We start from the raw sequence: 20,828 nt of genomic DNA on the forward strand, positions 1-20,828 counted from the left end.
CGAGCGCGGAATGGCGACGGCGCCGTGCTCCTCACGCCGGGACCGGTGCATGCCGGGCAAGACGGATCGTGAACACGCACCCGGTGCCGGGCACGTCGCGCACGCCCAGGCTCCCTCCGGCCGCCTCCACGTTCGCCCGCGCGATGGACAGCCCCAGCCCCAACCCACTCTTGTCCCGCTGGCCGCGAGCAAAGGGCCGGAACATGACTTCGGCGCTCCCCGGGGCGAGACCACCGCAGTGATCCGCGACGTCGATGAAAACGTTGCCGCCATCGCTCGCGTAGGCGTTCAACGAGACCTCCGTCTGCGGAAGGGTGAACTTGAAGGCGTTCTGCAGCAGGTTCATCAGCGCGCCCAGGAGAAGCAGGCGGTCTCCTTCGATTGCGAGTTGCGTGTCCACATTGCTCACCTTGAACGAACAATTGCGCGCATTGGCGTCCAGGAGCGCCGCGCTGCCGGCGTCCGCGATGAGGGATGCGAGGGAGAACACTTCCGTCCCCGGCAGTTCTGCGCTGACGCGCACCTCGTCCAGGGCGTGCTTCACGAGTGAGGTCAGCGCGTCCAGGCTGTGCCGCAACACGCCCCCCGTCGCCCCCGCGACCGGCAGCTTGCCGCTTTCGAGCGCGGTGAACGCGAGCTTGGCGGTCAGCAAGGCGTTGCGCAGCTCGTGCAGCAGGAAACCGACGCGCTCATTGCATTCCACGGACGCCTGCCGGGACGCGGCAACCTCGCGTTGCGAACTGAACTCGGTGACGGCGTCCGCGATGGCGTTGTCCAGGCAGCGGTTCAGGGTCCTGAATTCTCCGACGCTGAAAGGCGCATCCCGCTCTTCGGCGAGGTCGGTGATGGCCTGGCACAAGTCGCCGTAGTCATGAACGACCTGGTCCACCGTGTACCCCAGCTCCAGCAACTGCTTTCCGTGCACGGTCGCAGAGGCTCCGATTTCGGAGAGTTCACTGGCCTTTCCCCCGGATGCGCCGGAAATCCGGAGGCTCTCACCGGGCTGGTCGTCCTTCTCCGCCGCGAGTGTCTTGATCAACTGCTGCAGAAAGAGCGGAACCCCGTTTTTCAGTTGCTCGGGCGTGGCAGCACGCAACGGGCGCTGGGCTACTTTCGACTTGCAGCGCTCGACCAGCTCCTCGCGGTTGTGGTTCAGGAAGTCATGCATACCCATCTCCTGGCCCTGCTGCATGCGCAGCAGAGCGGTGCCGCTAGTGTGCGCCTTTCATTGCGGACGCGCGGGCCGGGACATTGATCCGACACAACGCGCGCGGAATCGTGCGGCACCGTACAGACATTGCCTGCCAGCTGCCGGAACATCGACCCGTAGGCACCGGGTGCCGCTGGGAGACGCTGTCGTAACAGCCGGGTGGCGGCCGGCAAGAACAACATGACGAACTCGGGACTCAGCACGGTCAACATCCTCCTGGTCGACGACGAGCCCGCGAACCTCACGGTGCTGGAGTCCGTGCTCGACGACCCGGGCTACCGACTGGTGCGCGCCACCACGGGCGAGCAGGCGCTGGTGGCCCTGCTCTCCGACGAGTTCGCCGTGCTGGTGCTGGACGTGCGCATGCCGGGCATGAGCGGCTTCGAACTGGCCAGGATGCTCAAGGAGCGGCGCAAGACCGCGCGCATCCCGATCATCTTCCTCACCGCGCAGGACAACGACGACGAGCAAGTCCTGGATGGCTACAACATCGGCGCCGTCGACTACCTGCACAAACCGCTCGACCCGGCAGTGCTGCGCTCCAAGGTTGCCGTGTTCGCCGAACTGCACAGGAACAGCCGCGAGCTGGAACGCGCAAACCGGCTGCTGCTCGCGGAAGTCGCGGAGCGCCGGTGTGCGCAGGAGCGCCTGGGCGAGCTGAACGCGTCACTCGACCACCGCGTCGCCGAACGCACCCGGGAACTGCAGGAAAGCGAGGCGCGCCTGCGCGATGCGCACTGCCGCAAGGATGAATTCCTGGCCACATTGGCGCACGAGCTGCGCAATCCCCTGGCTCCGGTCCGCAACGCGGTGCACTTCCTGAAGCTGAAGGCCTCCGCATCCGCCGACGTGCAGTGGTCCACCGAAATCATCGACCGGCAGGTGGACCGCATGGCGCGCCTCATCGAGGACCTGATGGACATCAGCCGGATCAACCAGGGCCGCATCGAGCTGAGGCGACAGCACACGGAGATCGCGTCCGTCGTGGCGGATGCGGTCGAGACGATCCAGCCGCAGATCGACGGCAATGGCCACAAGCTCACGCTCCTGATCGCACCCGAGCCATTGGCGGTGGATGGCGACCCCGCCAGGCTCGCGCAGGTCTTCATGAACCTGCTGAGCAACGCGGCCAGGTTCACGGATCCCGGCGGCGAGATCGAGCTGCGCGTGGTCGGGGATGGCGCAACCGCCATCGTGACCATCACGGACAGCGGCATCGGCATCCAGCCGAGCCGCCTGAACGGAGTGTTCGAGATGTTCTCGCAAGAGGAGGCAGCGCTGTCGCGCTCGCGCGGAGGACTGGGTGTTGGCCTGGCGCTGACGCGCAAGCTGGTGCAGATGCACGGCGGGTGTATCAGTGCCCACAGTGAAGGGCCCGGCAAGGGCAGCTGGTTCGTGGTGAACCTGCCCCTGGCTGAACTCCCCAGGGAAGTCGTGCAACACGAGTCGACGCCGGCCGATGTCGACCCGGGCGCCGGGGTGTTGCGCATCCTGGTCGTGGACGACAACCGGGACGCGGCGGACACCCTCCGAACCTTGCTGGAGCTCCTGGGTCACGAGGTCCACGTCGTCCATGGGGGAGAGGACGCGCTCGGAGCGGTTCCTTCGTTCGACCCCGAGTTGGTGCTGCTGGACATCGGCATGCCGGACATGAACGGCTACGAAGTCTGTCGCTCCATCCGCGCACGCGAGGGCGGGGCAGGGCGTACCGTGGTGGCAGTGACCGGCTGGGGCCAGCCCCAGGACATGCAAAGCTCCAGCGACGCCGGGTTCGACCAGCACCTGGTCAAGCCGGTCGAGATCGACCAGCTGGTGCGGTTGATTTGCAAGCGCCTCAGGACGGGGGGCGCGAGCCAGACGGTGGTAGGCCGTGCTGGACTTGAACCAGCGACCAAGGAGTCATGAGTCCCCGAGGAGAACGAGCGGTTGGAGGCCTCTCTTCGAACAAGGCGCCGCATCGGCTTTTCCAGAGTCCTCCTGGCTCCCAAGCAGCCGCGACGCGATCCCGCTTAGCCTGACGTATTTCAGCACTCACCTGCGCTGAATTGCTCGTGACGACCAAAGGTGTATTCTCCCGGGAGTTCGATTTGCTCGGCAGAGGAGCCAAGGTGCGCAAGCAGTTCGCAGACAGCTCCAACGACAACGAGCCAGGTCATCGAGGTGGCCACGGCGCGGACAGCATCCGTCAGCACATGGACAACGATGCACGGCGGACAACCGCTGCGCAACTCAGGCTCGGAGGCCTGAATCGCTCCCTGCACACCATCCTGGTTGTTGACGACAGCGCAGCGACGCTCTACGCGATGGCGCGCGGGCTGCGCGCGGCAGGATTCCGGACCATGGAAGCCATGGCGGGAGCGGAGTGCATGGCGCTTGCGAACAGGTCGTCCGCCATTGTTCTGGACGTTCACTTGCCGGACACCAACGGTCTGGAGGTCTGCCGCCTGTTGCGGGCCGACCCCGAAACAGCGAGGGTGCCCGTAGTGCATGTCTCTGGCGTTGCCGTCAGCCCCGCTCACCAGATGGAAAGCGGTTACGTGGGGGGCGACGCTTTCCTGCTTGCTCCCGTCAGTTCGACGGAACTGGCCGCCACGTTGGAAGCGCTGATCCTCAGCCGGACCGCAATGCCAGCGGATGATCCGCCCCGGAGTTGGTAGGCCGTGCTGGACTTGAACCAGCGACCAAGGGATTATGAGTCCCCGCCAAAAGAACTTTGGTATTCATTTCTGATTGTTGAAGCGCGTTGAGCCAATGGGCCATAATCCATTGGAAATCAACAGCTTAGGCGCTTGACCCGGTCGCCGAGTGTTGAAGAGCATTCGGCAAAACTGCGCTCCGGTGGCTACATGGTGGCTACATGGGGCACCACAGGAGACCAAGGGATCATGCGGCCCTTAAACACTGCACCTGTCGATCTGAGCGCGCCTCAGGACCTCACGGCCGGGATGATCGAGCGGCTTCGCTGCCCGGAAGGCAAGACGCAAGCCTTCCTGCGGGACCGCAAGTCACCTGCCCTGAGGGTGCGGGTCACGGCAGCGGGCGCGAAGGCCTTCGTCTTCGAGGCCAAGCTCGGACGCCAGACCATCCGCCGCACCATCGGAGACGTGCGCGCCTGGACGATTGAGGCTGCGCGCGTGGAGGCGAACCGCCAGCGCATGCTGATCGACACGGGCACCGACCCGCGCGAACTGCAGCGCCAGCAGGAGGCAGCGCGCACGGCGAAAGCGCAAACCGAAGCCGCTCAGGCCGTGACGGTGGGTGAAGCGTGGGCCGTGTACGTCGAGGCGCGGAAAGACCGCTGGGGAGAGCATCACTACCGGGACCACATCCGCCGAGCCAAGGCCGGCGGGCAAGAGGCCGTGCGAGGCACGCGGGGCCGGGGCAAGACCGTGGCAGGCCCGCTCTACCCTCTGATGGAACTCAAGCTGTCCGAGCTCACCCCTGCCGCCATCAGCTTGTGGGCCGCCGAGGAATCCAAGACCCGCGAAACGTCCACTCTGCACTCTTGGCGCCTTCTGCGCGGCTTCCTGAGCTGGTGCAGCGAGCAGCCGGCCTACGCCCAGGTCGTCCCTTCGCAAAATGCCGCCAAAGCGAAGGCCGTGCGCGAAGTGCTCGGGAAGGCCAAAGTGAAGCAAGACGCCTTGCAGCGTGAGCAGCTTCCCGCCTGGTTCACTGCCGTGCGGCAGCTCCAGCACCCGCAACACGCCGCGTATCTGCAAACAGTTCTTCTCACAGGCGCGCGCCCCGGTGAAGTGCTCGCCATGCGCTGGCGGGACCTCAACACCAAATGGAAGGGGCTCACGATCCGAGACAAGGTGGAAGGCGAGCGCGTCATTCCGCTGACCCCCTATGTGGACCAACTCCTAGCAGCACTGCCCCGGCTGAATGAATGGGTGTTCGCCAGCCCTTCCCGAGCTCCCGAGCAAGCCGGGAAGGCCATGAGCAACCCGCACAAACAGCACGAGCGCGCGTGCGAGGTTGCGGGTATCGAGGGATTGACCCTGCATGGCTTGCGCCGCTCCTTCAAGTCCCTTTCCGAGTGGCTGGAGCTGCCAGCGGGCGTAGTGGCCCAGCTCATGGGGCACAAACCGAGCGCGACGGCTGAGAAGCACTACACCGTGCGTCCCCTCGACCTCTTGCGCCTGCATCACGAACGCCTGGAGGGGTGGATGCTCCAGCAGGCCGGGCTGCCCTCCACGCCGTCCGAGTCCACCAGGCGCCTGCAAGTCATTCGGTAGGCAGAAGGCGGCGAACCGTCCGCCCGCCCGCCCAAAAAAGGTGCGGCGGGGTCAGCTCAGCGCGTAGACTGATGGGGTGGACAAAGCCATCGCAGCTCTACAAAACCTTCGAGCGGTACAAGCCGAAATCTTCGCCAAGGAGCGCGAGATGCATGCCGCCATCATTGGTGACGACAATTCGGCCCTCCCGCGAATCCGCGCGGACTTGGCTGGGCTCTTTGCGCGTTCAGATGCGGCATTCCAAGCAGTGCAGACTGAGCTGGACCGCGTCGGAAAACCAGCCTCAGGACGCTAGAGACGTGCCGGGTTTCGGTCCTCAGCCCCGGACAGTTGCTCGGACAGCCAGCTAAGGAAAGCCGCCGTCTCCGTCTTGCTGAATGCCGCATCAGCACCTAGCCGCAGGCAGTGCTCGCGAATGCCTTCGGACGCGTAGCCGCTGAATACCACCACCCGGCCGCGCCGAGGACTCGCAGCCGCCTGGGCGATCACGCCGAAGCCAGACCCTTGCTCCAACATCAGATCGATGATGGCCAAGTCCCATTCACCCTCGTGTTCGTCCAGCCACAACTTCGCCTCGGCCTCAGTCGTCGCAGCTCCGACGGTACGCGCTTCTCCACTGGTGTCGAGAACCATCTCCATCAACTGGCGCATTGCAGCCAAGTCGTCCACGACAAAAACACGATATTGCATACCCCCCCAACGTGGTGACAAGACTCTCGTGAACGCACGATTGCTACCGCATTGCAGGATGTAAATCGGCGCTTGTCTGTCAGAGTGGTGAGGGAGCGGTCGCTGCGCTAGACCCACAGACATGCAGGAAGGTGCTGACAGGATTCAGGGAGGCTTAGCCGTAGTTCCGGCAGTGTCAAGTCACCTGCCGCTGAATTGCCTATGGCGGCATGGGGTACTCTCCCGGTAGTTCAGTTCGCTTTGCAGAGGAGCCAGCGTGAGCAAGCATTTCGCTGACAGCTCCAATGACAACGAGCCGGGAAATCGAGGTGGCCGCGGCGCGGACAGCATTCGCCAGCACATGGACAATGACGCAAGGCGGACAACCGCTACGCGACTCAGTCTCGGGAGCCTGGATCGCTCAATGCACACCATCCTGGTCGTTGACGACAGCGAATCGACGGTATACGCGATGGCGCGCGGGCTCCGCGCGGCAGGATTCCGGACTATGGAAGCCATGGCGGGAGCAGAGTGCCTGGCGCTTGCGAACAGCGCGTCCGCCGTTGTTCTAGACGTTCACTTGCCGGACATCAACGGACTGGAGGTCTGCCGCCTGTTGCGGGCTAAGCCCGAAACAGCGAGTCTCCCCATAGTGCATGTCTCTGGCGTTGCCGTGAGCCCCGCTCACCAGGCAGAAAGCGGCTTCGTGGGGGCAGACACCTTTCTCCTTGCTCCTGTCAGTTCGACCGAGTTGGCCGCCACTTTGGAAGCGCTGATCCTCAACCGTACTGCAGTGCCCTGAGGTCGAAGCACGATCGCGCCTGCCGATTCGGCCGGGAGCTGATTCCCTTAGAAGGTGTCCCTTAGAGAAGGCGAAGTGGGGAATCCCTCATAGGTCCCTTAGGAGCACTCCCTTAGTGACGTGCGCAATAGGGACCTCTCTATGGGGACCCCTCTTACGCAGAAGCGCATGGAGCTGCTACATACGTACGTATGGCACCCGTACGTACGTATGTACGACGTACGTACGGGTGCCTGGGCGCTTGGCTTAACCCACAGCGCGCACGGGCGGCTAGGGGCGTCACGAGAACAAGCGAAAATCAACGCTGCGAAGAGAGCGCAAGGAGAGTCTTTTGTCCGAATCGGAAATGGAGAAGCCAATCGTCGCTTCTTCAAAGTCAGCCTGGGCAGACGTAGTGCTGGCGCACGAAATCCCCACTCTTGCGGTTACGAGGGCCATCTACGGCGCCATGGTCCACAGTCAAAAGCCCATCGGCAAGCCGGAGCCGCTTGTACGGGCGGAACTTCGACGATCTGAGCTAATGGCTTTGCCTGAGTCCGAGCTGCGCGCCCTGCATGACGCCTATCTTCGCCAGCAGCAAGAGGCGGACGCGAAACGGGCCGCTGCCGAGGAGGCGGCAAAGTTCTATAACGCCCCTGGCTCCCGCGCATCCTATGGGTATTGGCTGACAATGGACACTTGGTCTCTCGACGACGCCGTAGCGCTCCTGCTCGGTCGTGATCCGCGCGTCGTGAGCTGGGAAGCGATCAGCCGTGAGATCGAACCGAGGGGCCTGATCTTCAAAACCAAGCCGCCACTCACTCCGTTCGTGAAGGCGTACCTGGACCTTCGAAACCTCGCCTTGGGGGCAGACTTGATGACGGCCAACGCGCGCGTTCGGCCAGCGGACGCAGCACAATGGTTCGCCCGACGGCTTGGCCTCCAACTTCCTGAGGCCCTTCGGCACCTTGTGCCGCCAGCGCAGCTCAATGCGGCGGCCGTCGCCGCTGAGCCGAGACCCGACACCCCCACGAGTGTGGTGCACAGCACCAGAGCTCTCCGACGCGATGTGCTCTCTCCTGTCATTGAGCAAGCCCAGATGGAATGCGGAGCCCCCTTCGACGTGGCAGCAGTCTGGGCGACGCTCCTTGTGATGGCCGAGAAGAAAGTCCCGCCGCTTCGGGGCTCGACTGAGGACGGGCTGCAGTACTTGGATGAAGGCGAAGCCGCGATCTTGAACCGGAAAGCACTTGCAAAGCGGCTCGCGCGTGCACGCGACCGGGCTTGAACGCGTGATTTAACGCCCCGAATTCCCACGGATGTCACCGCGCGAGACCCGGTAGGGACCGATAGGGTCCGCTAAGGTCCGCTAAGGTCCGCGAAGCTTCTCGCGCCTGGCGCTGCCAGTTGCAATGGCCATGTTCCACACGCCACATGGGCAAAACATGGCCACCAACACTCCTATCGCGGTTCCACTTGAGCGCGAAACGCGCGCGAATCTCCCGACACCCGAGGCTGCCTTTCACCTTAACCGGGCGCAGCAAACCCTTCGGCTCTGGGCAATGCGGGAAAACGGGCCGCTGCGCCCTATCCGCGTCCATGGCAGGCTCGCTTGGCCTGTTGCGGAGCTGCGGCGAATCCTGAACGTCCAGGCGGCCGCGTGAGCCCTCTTCGACTCCTTCAGCTGCAACGCGGCGGGCAGGGGCGCGAGGCCGCGTCCACGCTCGCCGAGGCCCTCTTGCTGGTCGCTCACAGGGGAGAGCCAGCCTTTCTGAAAGGGCCAGAGAACGGGCAATTCGCAGTGCTGGACTTGGCCAAGGAAGAAAAGGCTTTCTTTCAGGTGCTCCGCGGCAGTTGTCCCGCAACTTTGCACACGCTTATTGAAGGCTACTTCGGCGGTCCCTCGGAACGTGTCGCCGAGTTCGTATGGGTGGTGTAGACGCGGCTCGCGGGGAAAGGCGCCTGCGGCACATTCCTTCGGACAGCGAATGGACTCAAAGCCGCGTCGCCACCCTTCCTAAGCGTTGGGCTGACCGGCTTCTGAAGCAGTGGGACGCCGCAAAAGCGGACGACTACCGGGAAGCGAACGTCCAGCTCCGCGAGACAACCGAAGCGCTTTTGCGGGTTCGCGTTCCGTTGGATGCGTCCGACGCCGTGATCTGCGAAGCGGCAGCCACGCTCGCTACGCGGTGCGCTGCGCGAGCTGAAATCTTCCATTCCATCTCCGCGTTGAGGGCAGCGATGGAACGGATATGCGAAGGCCAAGGAATCGAAGCCCCGGCGGCAAAGGTAAAGGACCGTTGTGCGGTCGCCCGCATGACCTGCGTGCTTTGGTGGCGACGAAAACTCCGCAAGCACCATGGGCGCACAACTGAGGCAGTCGCCATCCAGCTTGGATATGTGAACAAGGCGCGCGATCTGTACGTGAGCAACGAGGGACTACGCGCCCGCCTGCAGCAGAACGCGCGCAATGCGGCCGTCCTCGAATCAACCATCGCGCGCAACGAACTCGGACAGGAATTCACCCTGGCGGAACTCTCCCAGAAGGGCACTTCGAACAAGCGAATTCGCCGAGCGGAGCTGATGACTCGCATCGCAGGTTTCGAGCGAGCAGCCAAGTCGGCCGCGCATACCGGCCTGTTCCTCACCCTTACCTGTCCGAGCCGATTTCATCGCTTTCGCGTTGTCGGTGGCGGCAAAATTGTTCTTCCCAACCCAAATTACAGCCCTGCCGAAACGCCGCGCGCAGGTCAGAAGTACCTGGCGAGGGTTTGGAGCCACATTCGTTCCGCTCTGGATCGGCGCGCGTGCGGGGTGTATGGGTTCCGGATTGCCGAGCCCCAGCACGATGGCACGCCCCATTGGCACTTTCTTCTCTTCTGCGAGACGGGAGACGCGGACGCACTCGAGAAAGTTTTTCGGAAGCACGCTCTTAAGGACTCGCCGGACGAGCCGGGCGCGTTCGAACACCGATGCGACGTGAAGCTTATCGACCCAGCCAAGGGGAGCGCTGCGGCGTACATAGCGAAGTACGTGTCGAAGAACATCGATGGGGAGCACGTTGGCGAGGACCGCAACGGCGGCGCGGCAACGGAAACCGCTGTTCGGGTCGAAGCTTGGGCGGCACGCTGGGGCGTGCGCCAGTTCCAGCAGATCGGCGGACCGCCGGTGAGCGTGTGGCGTGAACTGCGCCGGGTAGAGAACATTCCAGCTGGCGCTCCTCGCCACCTGGCAGACGCACACACGGCGGCAAACAAGCAGAACGTCGTCGAAGGGCACGACAAAGCCGCGGTGGCGTGGGACAAGTACTGCGAGGCGCAAGGTGGCGTCTTCTGCGGGCGCGGCGCGCGTATCAAGCTCGCGATGTTCGTTCCCGAGAAGCCGGGACGCTATGGAGACGAGGCGACGCCGCGTCCCTTTGGCGTGGAAACCTATGATCCCGCAGTTCCGCTCGGCGCGCCTGCGGCGAACTGGGTGGTGGAGTCGACGCGTCAACGCTGGGAGATTCTTCGGAAGCCTATGCCTCCTGCCTGCGGGAGTTCGTCTGCGGAGCGGGCCCAGCCCGCGCAGCCTCGGACTCGTGTCAATAACTGTACGGCCAATGCTTCGAGCCTCCCCCGCTCTCCGGAAGTGAACGTAAAGGTTGCCGTGGCGACCGACGTAATCAAGAAAGCACTTCTCACGTACTACGGGCTGAAATGAGGGAGGCGTGAACCACCCTTCCCCACAACCAGCACACCTATGACTTCCGGATCAAGAGTGAAGCTAGCTCCCTGCTTTAGCCTAAGGATCGCCCATAGTGGCGTCACCCTTCCACGCGTATACCACCCGAGGTAAATTCGCCGGGGCCCACGAGCCGCGCGATCCCGACCTGAGACACCTGCGGGGCTACGGTGCTGAGTGAGAGAGCGCGACCCTACTGCATTCCAGCGGGTACGGCGGTGCCCCTAACCCCAGGCGACCTGCCCCCATAATGTCGAGCAACGGTCGCTGCGCCTCCCGACGAATTTACAGGCTACACGACCGAACCCTACAGCCGGAAGACTGGATGATTCAATGAGCTTTTCGCGCGACGCGCTGTTTAAGCCGTTCCCGATTCTGTGGAGTGCAGCGGCCGGGTTGGTCGGCGTCGCGTCATTCTTCGGGGTTGATAACAGCGTGCCACTCCCGACCAGGAGTTTTGCGGCGTCGTCGGTTTTCCTTCTGTTCGCCCTTATTGGCATGACAGCCACGGCGAAAAAGTACTACATCGAGGCGAAATCGCCAGCCGCGGTCCGCCTCGTGCTGAAGGGTACCCACTTCTATGAAGGCCGCTTAATCATCATTCTCGATAGATCGACATGGATTCAGCCGGGGCAACTTTTGGCGCTCGTCGCGAGCGCTGATGGCGTGCAGCTTCCTCTAGCACTGCTTTCAGTTGAAACGACCACTACGGAAGGCTACCCACAGTGCGTAGTTGCCGTTCCGTTGACCAGCCGTGGGCTCGCAACATATCTGGAAGATAGGAGTCGCTGGCGCAGCCTAAATGCTCTTCCCGACATCAAATCCCGTTATTTGGAGGTCATGACAAATGGCTAACCAGCCCGCAGAGAATCAACTCGTTGTAAGCGCGAAGATTGCGAGCATCATTGACGAGTTTCGCGTCGTAATCAATGCCGGGCGCCTGCACGGCATACGGTCGGGCCAGCGATTCCTGATCTACAAGATTGGCGAAGAAATCATCGACCCTGATTCAGGCGAGTCGCTTGGCCGGCTTGAGGTGATCAAAGGGATTGGCGAGGTAATTCACGTGCAGGACAAAATGGCGACGCTGCAAACTACCGACAAGCATGAGATACAGCGCCGCCCCAACGCCTTTGGCATCATCGCCGGCGCCATTGAGGTCAGCAAGGAACCGAAGGCATTCATTGACCCGGAGGTGGGCGATATCGCGCGCCTGTTAGGCTAGCCGATGCCGTGGGCTTGCCGCTGTCAGAGATGCTGAAGGAGGGACAAGTTGGTCACCACCCTTGACAGCCTTGATGAAGGTGGGCTTCGCAGTTGCCTTCTCAATGTCGGCCTTGAACTTCGCGCGACTGTCGGCCGAGAGTTGCTGTGCTGCCGTGTCAATCTGCGAGGCAAGAGCGATGTTTGCGCCTGCGCTGGTCGCGGCCTCATCGAAGGGAACTGGCGCATACAGGGGTTCCGAAGTCTTCAAGATCGCCTTGAACTTGACGGTTGAATCATCCCCTGCGCCCGATGTTTCGGCTTGGACTTGGTCAACGGCACTGACAGTCTTGAGAGCCTGCGGAAGGTTTCGCGCCGAGAACAGTGCGACGTCGCACTCTGTTCAAGTCTACGCACGCGAATAGCGGTACTGGCTTTTGATTTGTTGGGCGAGGAACTGCCCTTTGGAGCCGCAAACGCGCATCTGTTCGAAGATGTGCGACGGGACGTCGTAGTACTGGTACGTAGACTGCTTGAACTCCACAGTCAGAATCATCGACTCGTCGTCATACACTACCCGCACAATCGTCGAAGACTCCGGACATTCAAACGAATCAACCATTTAAGACCTCCGTAGATAGGCTCATGCAGCCGGATCGTGCGGCGCCGCGTGCTCATATTGTGCGGACTGCTTACGCCACTGCTTTACAACGATGCTGTAGTCATGCGGCCCGCTTGCCTGACTCCACCCACCAGGGGCCTCAAACGCAGGGTGCCCTTGGTCGTCAATCTGACGCACGACCACTCTGGGATCACTGCTATCTGGTCTCTGATCAAGAGGCGGTGGCGTAATCAACGCGCGCACAGGCAGGCTCACTGCCTCTCCAACTACGATGGCTTCCCCGGTTCGCAGCACCGGAAGCATCTCAAACAGACCTTTCAGGTTGTCGGCGGCAGCGTTAGCGATGTGCCCCCGATCCGCGTCACTTGCCAGCCGCAGGGCAAACAGCGTGCCGCATTGTGAAAGGATAGTGCTGTCAATCTCCGAAGGCCGCTGACTTACCAGCATCATGCCAACGCCGTACTTTCGCCCCTCTTTCGCAATGCGACGCACGGATGCGGAAGCAGCGCCGGTATTGTCCTTTGCCAAGTACGCGTGCGCCTCCTCAAGTACCACCAGGAGCGGGCGTTCGCGGCCGCCTTCAGGCAAGTTCCTCGCCCAGAACACTGCGTCGTACAGCACGCGTAACAGTGAACCAACAAGGTCACTCACGATGCTTGACGGAATGCCAGAGAGGTCCAGGATCGACACTGGACGAGGTGAGCCGATCCAGTCTTCAAGCAATTCGTCGAGGTCGCGATCAATCTCTCCAGTTAACTGCGGCCGCCAGCCGCCCGGGTTGAACATGAACGCCATTCGGGGGTCTCGAAGCTTCGCTGCCAGAGCCGCCAACTGCGACCGAATGCCTATTGAGCCCGATCCAAGTCGCACTTGCTCCGGTGCCGGGCCGGTTTGCTTAGGGGTGCGATACTGCGGCGGCCTCACTGCCATTGCGTCACCCAGATCAAGCGGCTGCCCGGCGGCGTTCAGGACATACGCTGGCATGAGCTCACCTGCTGCCGCTCCTGGTGACGGCACGAGCGTATGGTGCTCGCGTTTATGCAGCTCAAACCAGAGCTTATGGATCGAGAAAGGTACGGGAGAGTCCGCCGTAAGGGTGTCTACGGATACGCCTTCGCGCGGAAAGGCATCGAGAGCTTCTCGCTTCAACTGCAGAACGAACTCCGCCACGGCTGATGCTTGAGTGTCACTCAGCTTTCCGAACGCAAATGGAACCATTTCGTCGAAGGCGAGTGCCCAGTACGGGACATATAGCTGCCGCTGCTGAAGCGCCGCGTCCGCACCCACTCTGAACACGTTTGCACGGTCTTTCAACGCCTTCGCGTACTCTCCGTGGATATCGAGAACTAGGATGCGTGCGGAGGGATACCGCGTCGGGTCAGATAGAGCCGACAGGAGTCCGGCAACTGTGGTCGACTTTCCCGAACCCGTTGTCCCAACCACCGCGCTGTGGCGCGACACCAGCCGGTTGATGTTCACCAAAGCCGGAATCGCTTCCGCGCTGGCCAGACGTCCTAAAGAAACATATTCCTGCATGTCGACAGCGCCGTAAATTGCGGCCAAGTCGGACTGCGTGACTATGTGAACAGAGTCATCGACTGTCGGGTGCTGCGATATCCCCCTTTCAAAGCGCCCGCCGCGCTGTCCTTCCCCAACCATTTGAACCTTTATCCAGCGGTTCCCGTACTCTCGTGCCCCGGCTCCCTTTTCTGGCGCGGCGCCTGCGCCGACCTGAGAGACTACGCCGTACAGATTGACGAACCCGAGAGGGATTCGGACGAAGCTCCCCACCTGTCCTATGCGGTAGCCTTCGCCATGTACAAAACCAAGGCCGGTTGCCGTGTCATCGCGAAGCTCCACGGTTATCGTGGATCCGAAAACGTCCTGAACCGTCCCAACGAGGGTAGGGTCACGCTGTTGCATGGGTTCCGTCCTCGTTCTGATTGATCTGGTACGCAAGGAAGTCACCAAGTCTCCGGAAGTCCCCGAGCAGAAACTTGTTCTTGGCGGGGGCGCCCTGAGCCCCTTCGAACCGGATACCCAGGCCGTGCAGCGGATGCGCCGACCCGTCTTCAGCATTCCATTCGCGATCCAAGGTCCCGAGAACTGCTCCGTCCTCCGCGAGCAAACTAAGATTAGGTTGCCTCGTTGCGCACCGCAGCCCTTCCGAGTAATTTGCTCTAGCCCCATAAAGAAGTCCAAAGCACATTGCCGTTGGGTTGCCCCTCAGACCGTTCAGGAGAACTTCATTTAGATGTTGGTCGGCAAAGGAGTACCCGCAGGTCACAAGAACGGCCTGACCACGCCCGAGGAAATCTCGTAGCCGGTCCAGCATCGCAAGGTACGGGAGGCGGCGACTCTGGTCGTACTTAAGGTGCGACGGATAGATCATGTGCCGATCACCGCTGGCGCTTTTTTCTTTACGAACAACTTCGTCAGTCGTCGTACGCCACCAATTAATGGAGCCGTGAAGCTTCCACAACTTGGCCCAGCGCGTAGGAAGCACATCGCTCTCCATCGACGCCAGGTCGAAGAATGCTTCTCTGGCACCCACGAAGCCATCGAAATAAGGCACCCGCCTCGCTTCGAATGCCTGCTCGATAAGCAAGTCGTAGTTGGGCGTGAACACCTCTATGGAGTGCGCCCTCGACGTCGCACTTACCCACGAAGCGAGATGATGATATGGCGTCTGGAAGTCGGGGAGCTCAGCGCGCACGACGCCGGAAATCAGCTCACAGATTCTCTTTTCCAGCTTCTGCAAGTCAGCCACTTTCAGGCCCCCGATATCGCCAGCTCCGACGATGTCGTGAAGCGCCCTGAGATGGCTCAGGATGACCTCAATGTTGGGGGTGGGAGCGGCAGGTAACCTTGCAAGCAGCGCCTTATAGCTGGCGGCGAGTGCAGTGTCGGCTTTGAGGTCACTGTCGATCAGCGCCGTCAGCCCGGCTATGTCGGGGATCAATGCCTTGTCGGCGCCTCCGGCATCCTTGACGCGCACCGACACTGGACACCCTGCTCCAAGAAGAAAACCTATCCGCATCCTGCTTGGCGCAAGCGCCTGTTGCAGCAGAGTTGATTGGCGGTAAGGATCGTGAAACTGCATCCCTTGTCCTTCGCTGATTCCACGAGCAGGGCGCGCGTGAGAGCCGCGACTCTACCAATTGGCAGGTTTGGCGCCTCTGGCGAAAGGGGGAGAAGGTGGCGCGGCGGGCTACACCACGGCTACATGAGCCACGGCCTGCACGCAGGCGCTCCATCTTTTATAGCAGCGTTGCGAGAGAAGAACTGGTAGGCCGTGCTGGGCTCGAACCAGCGACCAAGGGATTATGAGTCCCCTGCTCTAACCAACTGAGCTAACGGCCCCCTCGGGCATTGTATTGGCCGCGCCCCGCCAGGCCCCCGACGCGTCAGCGTCGTTCCTTGCCTTGTCCTTGCCCGGGATGCTCCGTCGGTGGGAGCGACCTGCGGATGAGTGCGCGTGAAAGTGCGCGCAGCGCCCGGATCTCCGACTGCTGGATGGACACCATCTCCGCGTCGACGCGCTCGCCGCGGGCCATCGCTTCGCGGGAACGGGCAAACGCGCGCTCCTGCTCCAGCAGGCGCCGGTGCACCTGCAGCCACTCGGTGTACTTCTTGGGCTCGACCATGTGCCGGCAATTTCACCCCCGGCTGCGGACAAGCCGGCGTAGGACGCCGCCGGCTGCTGCACGGAAGTGCGGGGCATGTGTGCAAAAGTCGCCATGCGCGACGATCGCCCGACGCCTCAGGACCGGGGTCACGGGCGTCGGGCGGCCCCGGAGTCGCGGCCTGCAGGCCGCGCGCGAGGAACTGGATGCCCGCGTGTCGAAGACGTCGGGCCCGGCGTGCTTACTTCGCGCCGCTGAAGATGACGCTTTGCTTGGTGGCCGCGTTGCGGGCGACCGCGTACAGCCGGCCGTTGTCGATGCGGATGTAGGCGATGCCCGCGAACGCCAGGCCCGGGAGCGCACAGGGGGCGCCGCCGAAGGCGATGTTCAGGTCGTAGGCATTGCCGTCGGTGCGGGGCTTGGCCGTGCCGGTGATGGCGCAGCCGTTGATGGTGCTGGTCACGGCACCGCTTTCCGTCACCGTGAAGACGGCCGGACGCACGCCGAGCGCGAACCCGGCGGTGCCGTTGTAGGAGCCGGCCAGGCGCTGCAGGCTGGGCACGGAGGCGCCCCAGCCCGGATCGTAGGTGCGGGTCTGGAAGCTCAGGGTCGCACCGGTGGCGGTCGTGGTCACGGTGCCGGCCAGGGAGCCGGACTTCAGGAGGGCTGCCACGGTCGACGGCCGGATTCCCGCGCCTTCGGCGCTGAAGTCCAGGGCGTCGGAGGAGGCGAAGGACTCCCCGGTGATCGTCGCCGTGCCCTGGATCGCGCCGCCCACGGTGTTGGCGTCGGTCGTCGAGGAGTACAGCAGGTAATAGGAGCCGTCGGCGAGGGTCACGCCCCCGAGGTCGCGGCCGGAGGCGGTGGTGCCCCACCAGACGTTGGTGGCGGACGCCGGCGCTTCGTCCCCGCCGCCGCAGCCGGCGAGGAGAGCTGCCAGGAGGGCGCCGGTTGCCGCGGCGCGCATGGATCGCAAGGACATAATGTTTCTTGTTGTAAAAACGAAGCCAGTGTCATAGCACGTTGCTCGGCCGTCAAGCGCGCATGTGACGAGCGTGGCGGGGATGCACGCCAGTGGACAGGCGTGCGGAGAATTACCGTGAGGACGCGTGCGGAAGCACTAAGGCGCGTGGCGCAGCCGACACCATCACTTGTGGCTCAGCGCATTGCTCACCAGCCGCGAGGTGATGTCGACGATCTGGATCATGCGGTCGTAGGCCATCCGGGTGGGCCCGATGACGCCCAGCGTCCCCACCACCTGCCCGTCCACCTCGTAGGGCGCGCTCACCACCGAGAGCTCCTCGAACGGCACGATCTGGCTCTCGCCGCCGATGAAGATGCGCACGCCGTCGGCCTGGCTGGAGATATCGAGCAGGCGCATGAGCTGGGTCTTCTGTTCGAACAGCTCGAAGGCGTGCCGCAGGTGCGTCATGTCGCTGGCGAAGTCGCTCACCGCGAGCAGGTTGCGCTCGCCGGCGATCACGACCTCGTCCTGCTCCTGGGTCAGCGCTTCGGAGCTCGCCTCCACCGCGGTCTGCATCAGCGTGGCGATCTCGCCGCGCAGCTGCTCCACCTCGCCTTTCAGCCGCTCGCGCACCTCCTCGATGGTGAGGCCCGCGTAATGCGCATTGAGGTAGTTGGCCGCTTCGGCCAGCTGCGACTGCGTGTAGTCCGCCGCGGTATGCACCACCCGGTTCTGCACGTCGCCCTCGGGCGAGACGATGATGATGAGGAAGCGCCGCTCCGCCAGGCGCAGGAATTCGATGTGGCGGAACACGGAGCTGCGCCGCGGTGCCACCACCACGCCCACGAACTGCGAGAGGCTCGACAGCATGTGCGCCGCATGCGCGATCACCTTCTGCGGCTGGTCCGGGGGCAGCGAGGGCGTCGCGAAATCGTCCCGGCGCGCCGTGAGCATCGTGTCCACGAACAGCCGGTAGCCGCGCGCGGTGGGGATGCGGCCGGCGGAAGTGTGCGGGCTGGCGACCAGCCCGAGCTCCTCCAGGTCCGACATCACGTTGCGGATGGTGGCGGGCGACAGCTCCAGGCCCGAGGCGCGCGACAGCGTGCGCGAACCCACGGGTTGCCCCTCGGCGATATAGCGCTCGATCAGGGCTTTGAGCAACACCTTGGCGCGGTCGTCGAGCATCATTGGAAGGAAGGGGACTGCCCAGCGATTTTAATGATGTAATTTGCGAATGAAATCGATCTTCCGGCAGGTCGCCGTGATCGGCAAGTACCACGCCTCCGTGGCCCCTGCCGTGGCGGCACAAACCCGCAGTGCGCTGGAAGACATTGCGAATTTCCTGACATCCCAGGGCTGCGAGGTGGTGGTGGAACGCGACACCGCCGCACTCATCGGCCTCACCAGCTACCCCACCGCGGAAGTCGCTGCGATCGGCACCCAGTGCGACCTGGGCCTGGTCGTGGGCGGCGACGGCACGATGCTGGGGATAGGGCGGCAGCTCGCGCGCCACGGCGTGCCCCTCATCGGCATCAACCAGGGCCGCCTGGGCTTCATCACCGACATCGCGCTGGACCAGTACCGCAACGTGCTGCCGCCCATGCTGGCGGGCGAGTACGAGGAGGACCAGCGCTCGCTGATGCACGCCAGGGTGATCCGGGACGAGCAGGTGGTGTTCGACGCGCTGGCCATGAACGACGTGGTCGTGAACCGCGGCGCCACCTCCGGCATGGTGGAACTGCGGGTCGAGGTCGACGGCCACTTCGTCGCCAACCAGCGCGCCGACGGCCTGATCGTCGCCTCGCCCACGGGGTCGACGGCGTACGCGCTGTCGGCCGGCGGCCCGCTGCTGCACCCTTCGACCCCCGGCTGGGTGCTGGTTCCCATCGCGCCGCACACGCTGTCGAACCGGCCCATCGTGCTGCCCGACGGGGTGGAGATCGCCATCGAGTTGGTGGCCGGGCGCGATGCCAGCGCCAATTTCGACATGCAGTCGCTCGCTTCACTGTTGCACGGTGACCGCATCACCGTGCGGCGCTCGCAGCACAAGGTACGATTCCTGCATCCCAGGGGTTGGACCTACTTCGACACCCTGCGCAAGAAACTGCACTGGAACGAGGGGACGAGCTAGTGGGCCTCAAACGCATCGCGCTGCGCGACTTCGTCATCGTCCGCGAGCTCGAGCTCGACCTGGGCGAAGGCTTCTCCGTGCTCACCGGGGAGACGGGCGCCGGCAAGTCGATCCTGGTCGACGCGCTGCAGCTTGCGCTGGGTGCCCGCGCCGAAGCGACGGTGGTGCGAGAAGGCGCGCCCCGCGCCGAGATCAGCGCCGAGTTCGACCTGCCCGCCGCGCTGCTGCCGTGGCTGCAGGAGGCCGGTTTCGACGCGGCAGACACGCTGCTGCTCCGCCGCACCGTCGACACCCAGGGCAAGAGCCGCGCCTGGATCAACGGCAGCGCCGCCACCGCCACGCAGCTGCGCGAGGCCGGCGAGATGCTGGTCGACATCCATGGGCAGCACGCCTGGCAGAGCCTCACCCGCCCCGCGTCCGTGCGCACCCTGCTCGATGGCTATGCCGGCGTCGACGCGGCGCGGCTGCAGCAGCTGTGGAACGGCTGGCGCGCGGCGCAGAAGACCCTGGCCGACGCCCGCGACGCGCAGGACTCGCTGCAGCGCGAGCGGGAACGCCTGGCCTGGCAGATCGGCGAACTCGACAAGCTGGCGCCGCGCGAGGACGAGTGGGACCAGCTCAATGCGGACCACACGCGCCTGTCGCACGCGCAGGCCCTGCTCGATGCCGCGCAAGGCACGCAGGAACTGCTCGATGGCGACGAGGGCGGTGCCCGGCGCGGCCTGGCGCAGGCGCTGGACACCTTGCGCGAACAGGAACACCTGGAGCCGCAGTTCCGCGAGATCGCCGAGGTGCTGGCCTCCAGCCTGGCGCAGGTGGAAGATGCCGCGCACTCGCTGCAGGCCTACCTGCGCAAGACCGACCTCGATCCGGAGCGGCTGGCCGAACTCGACGAGCGCATGGGCAGCTGGATGTCGCTGGCGCGCCGCTACAAGCGCCAGCCCGCCGACCTGCCGGCGCTGCTCGCCGGGTGGCAGGAGGAGCTCGCCAGGCTCGACGCCGCCGCCGACCTCGCGGCCCTGGAGGCCGCCGAGAAGAAGGAACAGGAAGCGTTCCTCAAGGAGGCGAAGGCGCTGTCCGCCGCGCGCGCCAAGGCCGCCCCGCAGCTGGCCAAGGCGGTGACGCAAGCCATGCAGGGCCTGGGCATGCAGGGCGGGCGCTTCGAGGTGGCACTGGAGAAGGCCGCGGCCCCTTCGGCCTACGGGCTGGAGGAGGTGGCATTCCTGGTCGCGGGTCACGCAGGCAGCACGCCGCGGCCGGTGGGCAAGGTGGCCTCCGGTGGCGAGCTCTCGCGCATCGCCCTGGCCATCGCCGTGACCACCAGCCGCCTGGGCGAAGCGCAGACGCTGATCTTCGACGAGGTCGATTCCGGCGTCGGCGGCGCGGTGGCCGAGACCGTGGGGCGGCTGATGAAACAGCTCGGGCGCGACCGCCAGGTGCTGGCCGTCACGCACCTGCCGCAGGTGGCCGCCTGCGCCGACCACCACCTCGTGGTGGCAAAGAAGGCCGAGAAGGCCGGCGTGGCCAGCAGCGTCGCCCCGGTCGAAGGCGAGAAGCGCGTCGCCGAAGTCGCCCGGATGCTGGGAGGCGAGCGCCTTTCCGGCACCACCCTCGCCCACGCCAAGGAAATGCTCGGCGACGCGGCCGCGGCAGGCAGCTGA

The 20,828-nt window shown here is 64.0% G+C and carries 19 protein-coding genes and 1 tRNA gene; 11 read left to right on the forward strand and 9 right to left on the reverse strand.

What is annotated here, in order from left to right:
• Positions 1-31 precede the first annotated feature (31 nt).
• Positions 32-1,168, reverse strand: coding sequence for a sensor histidine kinase (locus tag AC3EGR_RS12940; RefSeq protein WP_488546891.1), 1,137 nt, complete (start codon positions 1,166-1,168; stop codon positions 32-34).
• Between the two features lie 222 nt (positions 1,169-1,390).
• Between AC3EGR_RS12940 and AC3EGR_RS12945 the strand changes: the two genes are divergently transcribed.
• The 4 genes from AC3EGR_RS12945 to AC3EGR_RS12960 all read left to right on the forward strand — a co-directional run bounded on the left by AC3EGR_RS12945 (position 1,391) and on the right by AC3EGR_RS12960 (position 5,743).
• Complete coding sequence (locus AC3EGR_RS12945; protein ID WP_488546892.1) at positions 1,391-3,115, forward strand: response regulator; 1,725 nt, start codon at positions 1,391-1,393, stop codon at positions 3,113-3,115.
• Between the two features lie 203 nt (positions 3,116-3,318).
• Positions 3,319-3,867, forward strand: coding sequence for a response regulator (locus tag AC3EGR_RS12950; RefSeq protein WP_488546893.1), 549 nt, complete (start codon positions 3,319-3,321; stop codon positions 3,865-3,867).
• A gap of 132 nt (positions 3,868-3,999) precedes the next feature.
• Positions 4,000-5,448 carry a tyrosine-type recombinase/integrase gene (locus tag AC3EGR_RS12955; protein ID WP_488546894.1) on the forward strand — a complete coding sequence of 483 codons (1,449 nt, stop codon included), beginning with the start codon at positions 4,000-4,002 and terminating at the stop codon, positions 5,446-5,448.
• Between the two features lie 76 nt (positions 5,449-5,524).
• Complete coding sequence (locus tag AC3EGR_RS12960) at positions 5,525-5,743, forward strand: hypothetical protein (RefSeq protein ID WP_488546895.1); 219 nt, start codon at positions 5,525-5,527, stop codon at positions 5,741-5,743.
• On the opposite strand, the gene AC3EGR_RS12965 is transcribed toward AC3EGR_RS12960, so the two are convergent.
• Positions 5,740-6,138: a response regulator gene (locus AC3EGR_RS12965; RefSeq protein WP_488546896.1), complete on the reverse strand. Its 399-nt coding sequence runs from the start codon at positions 6,136-6,138 to the stop codon at positions 5,740-5,742. The genes AC3EGR_RS12960 and AC3EGR_RS12965 overlap by 4 nt on opposite strands.
• A gap of 256 nt (positions 6,139-6,394) precedes the next feature.
• On the opposite strand from AC3EGR_RS12965, the gene AC3EGR_RS12970 reads away from it, so the two are divergent.
• The 5 genes from AC3EGR_RS12970 (at position 6,395) to AC3EGR_RS12990 (ending at position 11,846) form a co-directional block, all read left to right on the forward strand.
• Positions 6,395-6,919: a response regulator transcription factor gene (locus AC3EGR_RS12970; protein WP_488546897.1), complete on the forward strand. Its 525-nt coding sequence runs from the start codon at positions 6,395-6,397 to the stop codon at positions 6,917-6,919.
• A gap of 331 nt (positions 6,920-7,250) precedes the next feature.
• Entirely contained in the window at positions 7,251-8,186 is a 936-nt protein-coding gene (locus tag AC3EGR_RS12975) for a hypothetical protein (protein ID WP_488546898.1), read from the forward strand.
• A gap of 638 nt (positions 8,187-8,824) precedes the next feature.
• Positions 8,825-10,600, forward strand: a complete 1,776-nt coding sequence (locus AC3EGR_RS12980) for a replication endonuclease (protein ID WP_488546899.1) — start codon at positions 8,825-8,827, stop codon at positions 10,598-10,600.
• Positions 10,601-10,954: 354 nt separating this feature from the next.
• Positions 10,955-11,476 carry a hypothetical protein gene (locus AC3EGR_RS12985; protein ID WP_488546900.1) on the forward strand — a complete coding sequence of 174 codons (522 nt, stop codon included), beginning with the start codon at positions 10,955-10,957 and terminating at the stop codon, positions 11,474-11,476.
• Complete coding sequence (locus AC3EGR_RS12990; protein ID WP_488546901.1) at positions 11,469-11,846, forward strand: hypothetical protein; 378 nt, start codon at positions 11,469-11,471, stop codon at positions 11,844-11,846. The genes AC3EGR_RS12985 and AC3EGR_RS12990 overlap by 8 nt, the downstream gene beginning before the upstream one ends.
• Before the next feature lie 387 nt (positions 11,847-12,233).
• Here the strand turns inward: AC3EGR_RS12990 and AC3EGR_RS12995 are convergent, their stop codons facing one another.
• From AC3EGR_RS12995 to hrcA, 7 genes are all read right to left on the reverse strand, one after another.
• Positions 12,234-12,446: a KTSC domain-containing protein gene (locus AC3EGR_RS12995; protein WP_488546902.1), complete on the reverse strand. Its 213-nt coding sequence runs from the start codon at positions 12,444-12,446 to the stop codon at positions 12,234-12,236.
• A gap of 21 nt (positions 12,447-12,467) precedes the next feature.
• Complete coding sequence (locus AC3EGR_RS13000) at positions 12,468-14,369, reverse strand: ATP-binding protein (protein WP_488546903.1); 1,902 nt, start codon at positions 14,367-14,369, stop codon at positions 12,468-12,470.
• Positions 14,356-15,549, reverse strand: a complete 1,194-nt coding sequence (locus tag AC3EGR_RS13005; protein ID WP_488546904.1) for an SIR2 family protein — start codon at positions 15,547-15,549, stop codon at positions 14,356-14,358. The genes AC3EGR_RS13000 and AC3EGR_RS13005 overlap by 14 nt, the downstream gene beginning before the upstream one ends.
• Positions 15,550-15,732: 183 nt before the next feature.
• Positions 15,733-15,809, reverse strand: a tRNA-Ile gene (locus AC3EGR_RS13010).
• A 44-nt stretch (positions 15,810-15,853) separates the two neighbouring features.
• Positions 15,854-16,093 (reverse strand): hypothetical protein, encoded by a 240-nt coding sequence (locus AC3EGR_RS13015; protein WP_488546905.1) that lies wholly within the window; start codon positions 16,091-16,093, stop codon positions 15,854-15,856.
• 220 nt (positions 16,094-16,313) lie between these two features.
• Entirely contained in the window at positions 16,314-17,054 is a 741-nt protein-coding gene (locus AC3EGR_RS13020; RefSeq protein ID WP_488546906.1) for a hypothetical protein, read from the reverse strand.
• Between the two features lie 165 nt (positions 17,055-17,219).
• Entirely contained in the window at positions 17,220-18,221 is a 1,002-nt protein-coding gene (gene hrcA / locus AC3EGR_RS13025) for a heat-inducible transcriptional repressor HrcA (RefSeq protein WP_488547019.1), read from the reverse strand.
• Positions 18,222-18,270: 49 nt separating this feature from the next.
• On the opposite strand from hrcA, the gene AC3EGR_RS13030 reads away from it, so the two are divergent.
• Together AC3EGR_RS13030 and recN are read left to right on the forward strand one after the other, a co-directional pair.
• Complete coding sequence (locus AC3EGR_RS13030; RefSeq protein ID WP_488546907.1) at positions 18,271-19,167, forward strand: NAD kinase; 897 nt, start codon at positions 18,271-18,273, stop codon at positions 19,165-19,167.
• On the forward strand, positions 19,167-20,828 hold the full coding sequence (gene recN / locus AC3EGR_RS13035; protein WP_488546908.1) for a DNA repair protein RecN: 1,662 nt from the start codon (positions 19,167-19,169) through the stop codon (positions 20,826-20,828). The genes AC3EGR_RS13030 and recN overlap by 1 nt, the downstream gene beginning before the upstream one ends.

Source organism: Ramlibacter sp. G4-7, assembly GCF_057784995.1.

Bases quoted from the DNA above. Each gene is read 5' to 3' on its own strand.
- AC3EGR_RS13005 (WP_488546904.1), bottom strand. From the start codon at position 15,549: ATGCAGTTTCACGATCCTTACCGCCAATCAACTCTGCTGCAACAGGCG.
- AC3EGR_RS12940 (WP_488546891.1), bottom strand. From the start codon at position 1,168: ATGCATGACTTCCTGAACCACAACCGCGAGGAGCTGGTCGAGCGCTGC.
- AC3EGR_RS13030 (WP_488546907.1), top strand. From the start codon at position 18,271: ATGAAATCGATCTTCCGGCAGGTCGCCGTGATCGGCAAGTACCACGCC.
- AC3EGR_RS12945 (WP_488546892.1), top strand. From the start codon at position 1,391: ATGACGAACTCGGGACTCAGCACGGTCAACATCCTCCTGGTCGACGAC.
- AC3EGR_RS12965 (WP_488546896.1), bottom strand. From the start codon at position 6,138: ATGCAATATCGTGTTTTTGTCGTGGACGACTTGGCTGCAATGCGCCAG.
- AC3EGR_RS12995 (WP_488546902.1), bottom strand. From the start codon at position 12,446: ATGGTTGATTCGTTTGAATGTCCGGAGTCTTCGACGATTGTGCGGGTA.
- AC3EGR_RS12985 (WP_488546900.1), top strand. From the start codon at position 10,955: ATGAGCTTTTCGCGCGACGCGCTGTTTAAGCCGTTCCCGATTCTGTGG.
- AC3EGR_RS13020 (WP_488546906.1), bottom strand. From the start codon at position 17,054: ATGTCCTTGCGATCCATGCGCGCCGCGGCAACCGGCGCCCTCCTGGCA.
- AC3EGR_RS12990 (WP_488546901.1), top strand. From the start codon at position 11,469: ATGGCTAACCAGCCCGCAGAGAATCAACTCGTTGTAAGCGCGAAGATT.
- AC3EGR_RS13000 (WP_488546903.1), bottom strand. From the start codon at position 14,369: ATGCAACAGCGTGACCCTACCCTCGTTGGGACGGTTCAGGACGTTTTC.
- hrcA (WP_488547019.1), bottom strand. From the start codon at position 18,221: ATGCTCGACGACCGCGCCAAGGTGTTGCTCAAAGCCCTGATCGAGCGC.
- AC3EGR_RS12980 (WP_488546899.1), top strand. From the start codon at position 8,825: ATGGGTGGTGTAGACGCGGCTCGCGGGGAAAGGCGCCTGCGGCACATT.
- AC3EGR_RS13015 (WP_488546905.1), bottom strand. From the start codon at position 16,093: ATGGTCGAGCCCAAGAAGTACACCGAGTGGCTGCAGGTGCACCGGCGC.